We start from the raw sequence: 11,566 nt of genomic DNA, 5'->3' as shown, positions 1-11,566 counted from the left end.
CCCACCTCTCCCGCGAGATGACATTTCGCGGCAGTGTTGGCGACGGACACTGCCGTGAAGTGCCATCTCGCGTAGGGGGTGGTGTGCCGGCGGGAGGGGGTGCGCTGTGCCCGTTCCGGGTCAGCGTCCGGAGCCCAGGCCGGCTTCCTCGTAGTACCCCTGAATGTGGTCGGCAACCAGCTTGGCCGCAGCGGCGCCGTCGTTCTTGTTGATGGCGGCGAGAATCGACCGGTGCTCGCCCCGAAGCCGGTCGGCGGTGGCATCCCAATCCGGAAGATTCGCCGTCAGGCGGCCGGCATAGCTCTGGATGGCTTCGCGCAGGGAGCCCATCATGGCACTGACCACGGCGTTGCCCGCAGCTTCAGCCAAGGCGAGATGGAAGCGCACATCCAACGCCAGGAACTGGTCCGTTTCCGTGCTTTTTTCCATCTCGTCGAGCAGCGCCGCAGCCTCCGCCAACGCGGGCGAACCAGGGGTGGCCCGGGCCACGGCCCAGGACTCGAGGAGCACGCGGGTCTGGACAATGTCCGCCACAGGAAGGTGCGAGGTTGCAACATGAAGCCTCAAGGCCGAGCCAAGGGCTGTGGTGGGGTCTGCAATAACCACCGTGCCGGCATCGGGTCCGGAACCCACCCCCGCGCGGACCACCCCCATAGCTTCCAGGATCCGAATGGCCTCCCGCACGGAAGTACGCGAAACCCCGAGCTGTTCTGCAAGGGTCCGTTCAGCGGGAAGTCGCCCGCCCAATGCAAGGTGGCCGCCGAGGAGCTGGCTTTCGATCCACTGCAGGACAAGCTGGTGCGTGCGCATGGAGCCATGGTACTTGATGTGGTTGGACCACATGCCCTACAGTGTGGTTAGACCACAGCAGCTTTCCTTCGCCCAAACCCTGGCCGCGGATGATCTACCGCCCTTATCCCTTGACGAGGCACCACATGACGCAGACTGTTCAACCCACAAATCCAGAAGCACCCACCACTCCTGATGCCACCACACCCGGCGGAAGTGCGAACGCCGTCGAAACCTCCAGCTCAAGGGAGCGCGTCCCGGCGGCCCTCAAGCGACGGGTACCTAAATACTCAGACCTTGCTCCGCTCATGCAATTCAAGAAGCCTGAGTTCAGCCGGGAGGCCAAGCTCCGCCGGGCAAGCACCATCTGGGAGCTGCGGGATATCGCCAAGCGCCGCACCCCGCAAGCTCCGTTCGACTACACGGACGGCGCTGCCGAAGCCGAGATCACGTTGCGCCGGGCCCGGGAAGCGTTTCTGGATATTGAGTTCCGTCCGGGCATCCTGCGGAACGTTTCCAGCATCGATCTGAGCACCGACATTCTGGGCAAGTCATCCCGGCTGCCTGTCGGTATTGCTCCCACCGGCTTTACCCGGATGATGCAGTCCGAGGGCGAGTATGCCGGATCCCGGGCCGCCGAAGCCGCAGGTATTCCCTACACCCTCTCCACCATGGGCACCGCCTCCATCGAGGACGTGGCCGAGGCCGCCCCGAACGGCCGGAACTGGTTCCAGTTGTACCTGTGGACCGACCGTGACCGCTCACTTGAGCTCATCGAACGGGCCGCCAAAGCCGGGAACGATACGCTCATGGTCACGGTGGATACCGCCGTTGCTGGAGCCCGTCTCCGAGATGTCCGCAACGGCATGACTATCCCTCCGGCGCTCACACTCAAGACCGTCCTGGATGCCTCGTACAGGCCGGCGTGGTGGTTCAACTTCCTCACCCACGAGCCCCTGACCTTCGCCTCGCTCTCCCGCTACACCGGAACCGTCGCGGACCTGATCAACTCGATGTTCGATCCGACGCTCACATTCGAGGACCTGGACTGGCTGCGCGAAACCTGGAAGGGCAAGCTGGTGGTCAAGGGCATCCAGACCGTCGACGACGCCCGCAAGGTGGTGGACCACGGAGCCGACGGCGTGGTGCTCTCCAACCACGGAGGACGCCAACTGGACCGCGCACCGATCCCGTTCCATCTGCTGCCTGAGGTTTCCGCGGCATTCAAGGCTGACAACAGCGACGCCGCGATCATCCTCGACACTGGCATCATGAGCGGCGCCGACATCATCGCGGCCCTCGCCCTCGGCGCCGACTTCACGCTGATCGGCCGCGCATACCTTTACGGATTGATGGCTGGCGGCCGCGCCGGGGTGGACCGCGCCCTCCAGATCCTGGAAAAGGACATGACCCGCACGATGGCGCTCCTGGGCGTCACCAGGCTTTCGGAACTGACCCCGGACCACGTGCGGATCCTCGGCAAGTAACCGCTCTCGAAACCAGTCCCCCGCCGAGATGGCACTTCATCGCAGTGCCGATGCCGGACACTGCCGGTAAGTGCCATCTCGCGGGGTTGGACGGCAGGCTACTTCTTTCGGCCAAACTTGGGAAGGTTGGAGAGAAGGTCCGACGCCTTGGCGGCAGCACGCCCCACGGTACGGCCAATCTGTTGAGGCACAGTTCCGTCGGGACCCACGGCAACCGGAATCGCGACGGCGGGGCTCAGCTGACCCTGTGCCGAGCGGGGGGAGATCGATTGGGCCTCGGAACTTACGGCAGCCGCTAGGCCAGCCTCGGAACTTTCCCGCTGGCCAGCTGGCAGCGCCTCCGCCTCGGACAGGAGCGCAGCATCCGCCGCCGGTGACTTTCCGGCGGCAGCTGCATGTCCGACGTCGAAAGTCTCCAGCCAATTGGCGATACTGATCAGCGGTTGCGGGTTCAACGCGTAATAACGCTTCTGTCCCTGCGCCCGCATGGTGACCAGGTCAGCTTCCCGGAGAACTTTCAGGTGCTTGGAAATGGTGGGCTGGCTTGCCTCAAGCTCCTGGACCAGTTCACCCACTGCTTTGTCCCCTGCCCGAAGGGATACCAGAATGTCACGCCGGGTTGCCTCAGCAATGACGGCAAAAACGTCGTCTGTCACCATGGGTCCACCCTAGCGAACATATACCTGAGATGGCATCACTTGCTGTTCATCGAACCGTGAATTCAGTCGAACCAGGGATCCAGCCCGTGAAGTGGGAAGATTTCCTTCCGGGAGGCCATGACGCTCCGGTCTACAGCGTCATTGGGGTCGAAGCCCACTTCCCAGGAGCGCCACCACAGATCGACGTCGTCGCCCATCAGCTCAGGGGCGTGGATGCCATATTTGTCCTGCACGTAGGTGCGCCAATCGTCCGGAACGGGGGCCCGGAGCGGAACGGGGCGCCCGGCCGCGATGGCGATCAGGTGGCTCCAGGAGCGCGGCACAACATTGGTCACGCTGTAGCCGCCGCCCCCGGTAGCGATCCAGCGGTTGCCGCAATGGCGGGCCGCCAGGTTCCCGACGGCGGTGGCTGCCTCACGCTGGCCGTCAATGCTGATGTTGAGGTGCGTCAGCGGATCCAGACGGTGCGCATCACAGCCATGCTGGCTGACGATGACTTCGGGTTCAAAGGCGCCAACCAGTTGGGGAACGACGGCGTGGAAGGCACGCAGCCATCCGGCATCCCCCGTGCCGGCCGGCAAAGCGACGTTGACCGAGGTGCCCAAGGCGTTGGGTCCGCCGATCTCGTTGGCGAAACCCGTGCCGGGAAACAGCGTCATGCCGCTTTCATGCAGCGAAATGGTCATGACGCGGGGATCGTCCCAAAAAATGCTTTGCGTCCCGTCCCCATGGTGAGCGTCCACATCGATATACACAACACGGTTCACTCCGCCGTCGAGCAGTTTCTGGATGGCCAGGGCGGCATCGTTGTAAATACAGAACCCGCTGGCGCGTTCGCGGGAGGCATGGTGCATGCCTCCGCCGAAATTCACTGCATGCACCGCGCTGCCGTCCAGGATGGAGGTTGCGGCCAGCAGTGAACCCCCGGCGATCCTTGCGCTTGCCTCGTGCATACCCGCGAAGGCCGGATCATCTTCAGTGCCCAGGCCACGGTCGAGATCCGGCATGTTTGGGGCTTCGCTGACACGGCGAACGGCGGCAACAAATTCCGGACTGTGGACTGTGAGAAGCTCTTCGTCCCCGGCTACTTCCGGCGCGGCGACCGTGACGTGCTCCAGGTCCAGCAGTCCCAGGCTTCTGGCAAGCCGGGCGGTCAGCTCCATCCGCTCCGGAGCCATCGGATGCCCGAGGCCGAAGTTGTACGAGGTCATGGCAGAATCCCACACCACCGTCGTTGGCAGTGCGGGCAGGCTGAGTCCGGGCAGGAATGTCATCATGGACAGGCTACCCGAGCGTGGCGGGCAGACAGCCCCGCATTCGTGCGAAAATAAGTGGTTTACTACTCAAGGAAGCAGTTTCGACCGAGGAAAAGCCACACATGACGCAGATCCAGCCGAGGTCAACGAGCCCGGCCAACTGGCGCCCCGGCGCCCCGGAGAGCGAACGGCTGGGAGTCCTGGTAAGGCTTCGCGACTTTGTTGACAACATTGCGAATACATCACCAGCCCGCCTGGCTTTAACTGCCTTCGCCTCAGTCGTCCTGCTTTTCACAGGCCTGCTCTCCCTGCCGGCAGCATCGGCCAGCGGTGACGTCACACCGCTTCACCAGGCTTTGTTCACCGCCGTTTCCGCAGTCTGCGTGACCGGTCTAACCGTTGTTACTACTGCCACCCACTGGTCCTTTTTTGGTCAGCTGGTCATTCTGATCGGGATTTTCGTGGGTGGCCTGGGCACCTTGACACTGGCTTCCCTGCTGGCCCTGATGGTGGGCAAGAGGCTTGGTGTACGGGGAAAGATCATTGCTGCCCAGTCGATGAACAATGCTGGCCGATTGGGGGAGGTCGGCACCCTCCTGCGGATCGTTATCACCACGTCCGTGATTATCGAAGGCGTGCTGGCGCTGGCTCTGATCCCTCGATTCCTCATGCTCGGTGAGACATTCTGGCGTGCAGTGTGGCATGGGTTTTTTTATGCCATCTCGGCATTTAACAATGCTGGATTCACGGCACACGCTGAGGGCATCGTGCCCTTTGAGAATGACTTATGGATCCTTGTCCCCGTCATGGTTGGCGTATTCCTGGGCAGCCTCGGCTTTCCTGTGGTGATGGTCTTGCAACAGAACGGGCTCAATTGGAAGAAGTGGAACCTTCATACAAAGCTGACCATTGAGGTCTCCCTTATCCTCTTTGTTGCCGGCAGCCTGCTCTGGGCAGTCATGGAGTGGGATAACCCCAGGACAATCGGCGCACTTAGTTTCAATGACAAGCTGCTGCATTCGGTCTTCGCTTCAATCAACACCCGCTCCGGCGGGTTCAATCTCGTGGATCAAAACCAGATGGAATCCACCACCATGCTGCTGACTGATGCCCTGATGTTTGCGGGCGGTGGTTCCGCATCAACCGCCGGGGGTATCAAGGTCACCACAATTGCCGTGATGTTCCTCGCCATCTTCGCCGAAGCAAGAGGCGACAGGGACGTCAAAGTCCATGGCCGCACCATCCCTGAGGGAGCCATGCGAGTGGCCATCTCGGTGATTGTGGCGGGTGCCACATTGGTGTCCGTAGGAGCGTTCCTGCTCCTCTCCATCACCGGAGAACCACTGGACCGGGTGCTCTTCGAAGCAATCTCTGCCTTCGCCACTTGTGGCCTGAGTACGAACCTGAGCGCCGAAGCACCTCCTGCCGGCGCCTACGTCCTGACAGCCCTCATGTTTATGGGGCGCATCGGCACTGTAACCCTTGCCGCCGCTCTGGCGTTACGCCAGCGCAGCCAGCTGTACCACTACCCCGAAGAAAGGCCGATCATTGGCTAATTCGTCAGGCGCGACTAACCGCCCCGCCCACAATGCCCCAGTCCTGGTAATCGGTCTTGGGCGGTTTGGATCCGCTACAGCGGAGCAGCTCGTCAAGCAAGGCCGTGAAGTCCTGGCCATTGAGCGAGACCGCAACCTGGTCCAAAAATGGGCACCGGTGCTCACCCACGCCGTGGAAGCCGACGCCACCAACATTGACGCCCTTCGGCAGCTCGGGGCACAGGAATTCAGCTCCGCGGTGGTTGGCGTGGGAACGTCCATTGAATCTTCAGTTCTGATCACAGTGAACCTGGTGGACCTGGGGATCGAGCACCTTTGGGTCAAGGCCATCACGCCCTCGCACGGCAAAATCCTGACCCGGATTGGCGCCAACCACGTGATTTACCCGGAGGCCGACGCCGGTGTCCGGGCCGCCCACCTGGTCTCCGGGCGAATGTTGGACTTCATTGAGTTCGACGACGATTTCGCCATCGTGAAGATGTACCCGCCGCGGGAAACAGTGGGCTTCACCCTGGATGAGTCAAAGGTCAGGTCCAAGTACGGCGTAACCATTGTGGGCGTGAAATCTCCGGGCGAGGACTTCACCTATGCCCGGCCGGAGACAAAGGTTTCAGCCAGGGACATGCTCATTGTGTCGGGTCACGTGGACCTCCTGGAACGGTTCGCGTCCAGGCCCTGACGGCCTGCGGGCGGCGTCCGGCTCAGGCGAGCTGCTTGGTGATTTCCGCTGACCGATCGGCAGCGGCGCGGGCTGCATCCGCAATGATCGAGGGCAGGTCGCGCTCGTCGAAGGTTGCAATGGCACGCTCGGTGGTTCCTTTCGGACTGGTGACAGCCTTGCGGAGCTCGGTGGGGTTAGCCCCCGGCTCGGCCAGCATGAAGCCGGCACCGGCAACCGTCTCGGTAGCCAACAGAAGGGACAGCTCCGGGTCCAGGCCGAGCCTGACTCCGGCAGCGGCCATTGCCTCGGCAAGGTAGAAGGCGTAAGCGGGACCGGAACCGCTGATGGCTCCGAGCGCATCCACTTGATCTTCCGGGATCTCAACTACCCTGCCTGCCCCTCGGAGGACGTCCTTGGCCAGCTGCAACTGCTCCGAGGAACAGCTTGTGCCCGGTGACACTGAAACCACTCCCCTGCCAAGCTTCGCAGGCGTGTTGGGCATACTCCGGATGACCGGCTGGCCTGCGGGCAGGGCAGCCTCCAGCTGAGCGATGGACACTGCCGCGGCAACACTGATCACAATGGTGGAGGGAGAAATGGACGGGCTGATCTCCCGCGCCAAGCCTGCAATGCCCATCGGCTTCACACCCAGAATCACGACGGCGGAACCCCGCGCTGCGTCCTTGTTGTTGTCTGGCTCTTCCTCACCGGCGATCGCAGTGATGCCATGGTGGCGCTCGGCGAGTTCAGCCGCACGCTCGCCACGACGGACAGTGGCGACAATATCGGCAGGATCCGTTCCGGCCTCCAGGAGTCCGGTCAGGATGGCCTCGTTCATGGATCCACAGCCCAGGAAAGCAATTCGGTTACTCATTGCTCCATCATTGCAGTTCGCCGGGACGGACGCAGGAGATTACTCTGCCGTGACCGGACGCAGCCGGATGATGACCGCAACATAAAACCCGCATTCCCAGCTCATTCCCACCTTGAGCGCAGGCTCTACACAAGGTGGGCCCCTAACGTAGGAACTACCTCATTGAGGGTGCGAGTGATGCAGCAAGCATGGGGATGCTTGCCTTGGCACCGGTGATCCTGCAGCAGGTTTCCCCCCATTTTCCTGCAGCGGATCGCCGGTGCTTTCGCATTTAAAGCAGTCCCTGGGCAGGCCTAAACCCTTTAGTACGACGGTTAATGTGCTGCTTGGTTCAAGGGCGTGCCGACGACTACGATTCCCAGCCTACTCACAGGAAAATCTCCCCGAACCTCCAAAAAGGGCAAGTAGGTTTATAAGTGCCTGAAAAGGTGCGAGTGATGAAGCCGGTTCCCCCCGAACCGGCGAACGCGCCGGGTGGTTGTAGAAGCGTTCCCCCAACTTCTTCTGCGAAACCACCCGGCGCTTCTCTCGTTAAGGGGCTCTCGTTGCAACGGGAGCCTACGAGTCCTTGTCGGAAGCTCCTACCAGCGGAAGGCCCAGATGCTGGCGGGCAAACCGTAGCGTCTGCTCAAGCCGCTGCTGCCGTTCTCCGGCGGTCCGAACCCTGCGAGTGGAAATCTCCGCCACCACCACACCATCAAAGCCGGTGGCGGCAAGATACTGCAGTGCCTCTGCACAGGGCTGGTTGCCCGTACCCGGAACCAGATGCCCGTCCCGCCTGGATCCCAGCCCATCCGACAAATGCACGTGGCGAAGCCTGGGGCCGAGGCCCTTGATCGCATCAAGACTGTTGGAACCGGCAGTGGAGGCGTGCGAGAAGTCCCAAGTGACGTCGTCGTAATCCTGGTCCCGTGGGTCCCAATGGGGCGCATAGCCCACCGCTTCCCGGCCGCGTACCCTCCACGGGAACATGTTTTCGACGGCGATCCGGACCTGGTACATTTCCGCGAGCTCGCGGATTCCCGCAACAAACTTTCCGGCGTAGTTTCCTTGCCAGCGGAAAGGCGGGTGGACAACGACCGTACCGCAGCCGACTTCCCTGGCCATCCGGCAGGACATCTCGATCTTGTTCCACGCCGTGCCCCACACCTGCTGCGTCAAAAGCAGCGTGGGTGCGTGGATGGAGACAATCGGCTTCCGGTAGCGGTGGCTTAGCTCCAGAAGGGCGTGGGCGTTCTGGCTGGTGGCGTTATTGGTCACCATCACCTCGACGCCGTCATACCCCACTTCCTGGGCAGCAGCGAACGCATCATGAACGCTCAAGGGATAGACGGAAGCACTGGACAGCGCCACCGGAACGGCAGTGTCCTTTCCCTGCGACAGCTCTTCCATCTAGCCCCCGGCCCGGCTGCTGGCGGGCACCGTGGAAGCGGCCATCGTAGCGGACACCGCCTGCCTGGCTTCCACGTGCGGGGCGGGCCCAAGGGGGCCGTCCATGACCAATTGATCCAGCCGGCGAAGGATAAGGCCCTCCCGCAAAGCCCAAGGGCAGATCTCCATGCTGGGGAACTCGAAAAGCTCCAGGGCAGCCTCCGCTACAAGCGCACCAGCAAGCAATTGCGGCGCGCGGGCCTCCGAAACACCGGGCAGGTGCAGGCGGTCCTCCACCTTCATGGCCGAGATCCGTTGCGCCCACAAACCTAGGTCAGCCGCGAAAAGCTCACGTTTAACATAGGGCCCGGCACCACTGGGCGCTGCCCCGGCGATTCGTGCCAGGGACCGGAAGGTTTTGGACGTACCCGCCACCCGATTGGCCCTGCCGAGGGCTTCGAAGCTCCTGACGGCTGGCTTCAGCGTCGAGCGTATGTACCGGCGCAGCTCCTTGACGCTCTTCGCTGTGGGGGGATCCTCGTGCAGCCAATCACGGGTAAGGCGGCTCGCGCCCAGGGGGACTGACAAGGCCAGCTCGGGAAGTTCGTCATGCCCGATGGCCATTTCGAAGGAGCCGCCTCCGATGTCCAGATCGAGGATTGGCCCGGCGCCCCATCCGTACCAGCGCCGGACGGCAAAGAAGGTCATGGACGCTTCCTCGCTGCCGGTAAGTTCCTGCAGCGTCACGGTGGTTTCATGCTTCACCCGGGCCAGGACCTCGGCGCCATTGGTGGCTTCACGGATAGCGGAGGTACAAAAAGCCAGCAGGTCTTCGGCCCTGTGCTTGGCAGCGAATTCCCAGGCTTCCAGAACGAACTCAATCAGTTCATGCTGGCCGTCCTCGTTGATGTTGCCCTCCCCATCGAGGAACTGCACGAGGGACAGTGGCCGCTTATGGGAGGCAAAAGGTACCGGCCGGGCGCCCGCATGGGCATCCACCAGGAGTAGATGGACAGTATTGGAACCGATATCGAGGACGCCCAGACGCATTCTGCCATTATTGCCGGAGATCAGGCGGCAGACCCAACTGCGTCCCTTCGAAGTCTTCGACGCTTACTCCTCCGCGGCCTGGTCCTCCGCCGTCGGTTCGTCTTCCCGTTTGAAGTCGCGGCGGATGTTGGCCACACCTTCGGGATCGATCTCGAAGCCGAAGGCACTGCCGGGGTTGATCACCATGCCCAGCTCGTCGCCGAGATTGCCGATGATGGCAGCGCCCTGGGTGCCGAGAATGTTTGGTGCTGCGGCAAGATACTGCTCGTTTACCCTGCTGGGGTGCGAGAAGACAGCAAGAACAGGCTGGTCTTCCGCATTGGCCAGAACCAGCGGCTCAACCTGCGAATCGGGGCCTTCGACTGTGTCTGCGCTGATGATGTAGACCTCGTTGTTCAGGAAGGACAGGATGACGTCCACCGGGCTTGCGTCCGGCTGGTCCCCCTTTGCCAGCTTCTCCTCAAGGTCGTTCAGCGGCCGGGTATCCATAGGATCAGGCTGTTCAGTCATGTCTCTACTCGATCATGTTGACGAGTGACGCGCAATTCGTCTGATGGCCAGCCGGTCGATGTCCTGTCCCAGGGACAACCATCGGTACAGCATCGGGAGCCCGTGACCCTGTATTTCACTCCGGGATTGCCCGTATCATGCTTTCCATGCTTACGGGGGGAATATTCAGGGGCCGGAGTTTTCGGGCCTTCGGTGGTTACGCAATCGCTGGCGTGGTCCTGCTGCAGATCGCAGTTCCGTCCATCGCTTCCCTGTCACCTCCGTCCCGTTTCGGATTCCAAATGTACTCAGGCCTGGGTGGCCTCAGAGTGACGGGTGTTGATGACCGAGGCCAGGAGATACTGCTCAATGTAAGTGCTGAAGTTGCAGGCACTCCCAGACCGGACCTGGATTGGACAACTTCACTACCAGAGCGGATGTGCGCGGCCACTCCTTCCGTGGCGCAAGTCACAGTGGAACAGTCGGGGCGGCAGAGAACTGTTCGATGCGACTGACGGATATTCAGGCTGATGGCCGGCCCATAGCAGTAGCCCGTATTGGCTTAGGCATAGCCACGGTTTTTAACGCCGCCGAAATGTCCACGCTCCTGACAGAGATCGCAGGCGGCAAGCTGGCGATGCCCGTCCACACGCTCATACCTCCCCCGACGGTGCCGGCAGCCTCCGCTTACCTCCTCCTCGCCGTTCTCGCCGGGATTGCCCTCACCATCGGATGGCGTACGGCAAGCGCAGCCGTTGTCTCCACACTCTTGAATGTCCTCGTGTTCCTTTGGGATCAGCAGACCTACAGCAGTCACCGTTTCCTTGCGACCTCCTCGTGGCGTATCTGGTCTTCGCACGATCCGATGCCGCATGGTCAGTTTCGCGGCACGGGGGCACTGTTCCGTGGTGGCCACAGTTGCTCATGATGGCCCAGCTCTCGGTCTGTTACTTCTTCGCTGCCATCAGCAAGATAAACCTCCCCTTTATGTCCGGCTGGGCATTGTCGCAATGGGTCTGGGCGCCGCTGCCGGGCTGGATGTTCGCTCTTATGTCAGTCGGCACTATCGGGGTTGAACTCGTTTTGGCTCTTGGGCTTTGGTTCCGGCCTTCCAGGAGGGTCGCCATCGGGCTGGGACTTCTCCTGCACGGGTCCATCGTCGTGCTTATGAAAGAGCAGACCTTGCCGCTCATAGCGTTCGCGATCTCCTGCGTGTCCCTCTACGGACTGTTCATTTACCGGCCGGCATTTCAGCTTTTCCGGAAACCGGAGACAGTTGCCGAGGCGCGATCGTCTTAGCTGGCAGCTCCCGGTTGGAGGCGGAGCTTTCCAAACGTCGAAGTTGCAGGAAAAAGCCGGAAACGTGCGGGTTCG

At 61.9% G+C, this 11,566-nt stretch carries 12 protein-coding genes; 5 read left to right on the top strand and 7 right to left on the bottom strand.

Annotated elements, in window-relative coordinates; translation table 11 throughout:
* Nucleotides 1-120: 120 nt before the first annotated feature.
* Nucleotides 121-810 (bottom strand): FCD domain-containing protein, encoded by a 690-nt coding sequence (locus RIN13_RS07750; RefSeq protein ID WP_309106752.1) that lies wholly within the window; start codon nucleotides 808-810, stop codon nucleotides 121-123.
* Between the two features lie 125 nt (nucleotides 811-935).
* Between RIN13_RS07750 and RIN13_RS07745 the strand changes: the two genes are divergently transcribed.
* Nucleotides 936-2,276, top strand: a complete 1,341-nt coding sequence (locus RIN13_RS07745) for an alpha-hydroxy acid oxidase (RefSeq protein WP_309106751.1) — start codon at nucleotides 936-938, stop codon at nucleotides 2,274-2,276.
* A 98-nt stretch (nucleotides 2,277-2,374) separates the two neighbouring features.
* On the opposite strand, the gene RIN13_RS07740 is transcribed toward RIN13_RS07745, so the two are convergent.
* Both RIN13_RS07740 and RIN13_RS07735 read right to left on the bottom strand, forming a co-directional pair.
* Nucleotides 2,375-2,935 carry a metalloregulator ArsR/SmtB family transcription factor gene (locus RIN13_RS07740; protein ID WP_309106750.1) on the bottom strand — a complete coding sequence of 187 codons (561 nt, stop codon included), beginning with the start codon at nucleotides 2,933-2,935 and terminating at the stop codon, nucleotides 2,375-2,377.
* A 62-nt stretch (nucleotides 2,936-2,997) separates the two neighbouring features.
* Nucleotides 2,998-4,209 (bottom strand): acetoin utilization protein AcuC, encoded by a 1,212-nt coding sequence (locus tag RIN13_RS07735; RefSeq protein WP_309106775.1) that lies wholly within the window; start codon nucleotides 4,207-4,209, stop codon nucleotides 2,998-3,000.
* 104 nt (nucleotides 4,210-4,313) lie between these two features.
* Here RIN13_RS07735 and RIN13_RS07730 point away from each other — a divergent pair, with 104 nt between their 5' ends.
* Both RIN13_RS07730 and RIN13_RS07725 read left to right on the top strand, forming a co-directional pair.
* Nucleotides 4,314-5,747 (top strand): potassium transporter TrkG, encoded by a 1,434-nt coding sequence (locus RIN13_RS07730; RefSeq protein ID WP_309106749.1) that lies wholly within the window; start codon nucleotides 4,314-4,316, stop codon nucleotides 5,745-5,747.
* A complete protein-coding gene (locus RIN13_RS07725) occupies nucleotides 5,740-6,426 on the top strand; it encodes a TrkA family potassium uptake protein (RefSeq protein WP_309106748.1) in 687 nt (228 codons plus the stop codon). The genes RIN13_RS07730 and RIN13_RS07725 overlap by 8 nt, the downstream gene beginning before the upstream one ends.
* A gap of 22 nt (nucleotides 6,427-6,448) precedes the next feature.
* Here the strand turns inward: RIN13_RS07725 and proC are convergent, their stop codons facing one another.
* From proC to RIN13_RS07705, 4 genes are all read right to left on the bottom strand, one after another.
* Entirely contained in the window at nucleotides 6,449-7,282 is an 834-nt protein-coding gene (proC, locus tag RIN13_RS07720) for a pyrroline-5-carboxylate reductase (RefSeq protein ID WP_309106747.1), read from the bottom strand.
* A 558-nt stretch (nucleotides 7,283-7,840) separates the two neighbouring features.
* A complete protein-coding gene (locus RIN13_RS07715; protein WP_309106746.1) occupies nucleotides 7,841-8,674 on the bottom strand; it encodes a sugar phosphate isomerase/epimerase in 834 nt (277 codons plus the stop codon).
* On the bottom strand, nucleotides 8,675-9,703 hold the full coding sequence (locus tag RIN13_RS07710) for a Ppx/GppA phosphatase family protein (protein ID WP_309106745.1): 1,029 nt from the start codon (nucleotides 9,701-9,703) through the stop codon (nucleotides 8,675-8,677). It lies immediately after the preceding gene.
* Between the two features lie 63 nt (nucleotides 9,704-9,766).
* On the bottom strand, nucleotides 9,767-10,213 hold the full coding sequence (locus RIN13_RS07705) for an SseB family protein (protein ID WP_309106744.1): 447 nt from the start codon (nucleotides 10,211-10,213) through the stop codon (nucleotides 9,767-9,769).
* A 484-nt stretch (nucleotides 10,214-10,697) separates the two neighbouring features.
* Between RIN13_RS07705 and RIN13_RS07700 the strand changes: the two genes are divergently transcribed.
* Both RIN13_RS07700 and RIN13_RS07695 read left to right on the top strand, forming a co-directional pair.
* The gene (locus RIN13_RS07700) at nucleotides 10,698-11,120 is read left to right on the top strand and encodes a hypothetical protein (RefSeq protein ID WP_309106743.1); all 423 of its coding nucleotides are present in this window, start codon (nucleotides 10,698-10,700) and stop codon (nucleotides 11,118-11,120) included.
* Complete coding sequence (locus RIN13_RS07695; protein ID WP_309106742.1) at nucleotides 11,117-11,491, top strand: hypothetical protein; 375 nt, start codon at nucleotides 11,117-11,119, stop codon at nucleotides 11,489-11,491. The genes RIN13_RS07700 and RIN13_RS07695 overlap by 4 nt, the downstream gene beginning before the upstream one ends.
* The last annotated feature ends 75 nt before the right edge of the window (nucleotides 11,492-11,566 follow it).

It is taken from the genome of Arthrobacter sp. (assembly GCF_031179985.1).
In the GTDB taxonomy this organism is placed as follows: Bacteria; Actinomycetota; Actinomycetes; order Actinomycetales; family Micrococcaceae; genus Arthrobacter.
Note: the sequence above shows the minus strand (reverse complement) of the source record. Positions and strands in the feature narration are given on the sequence as shown.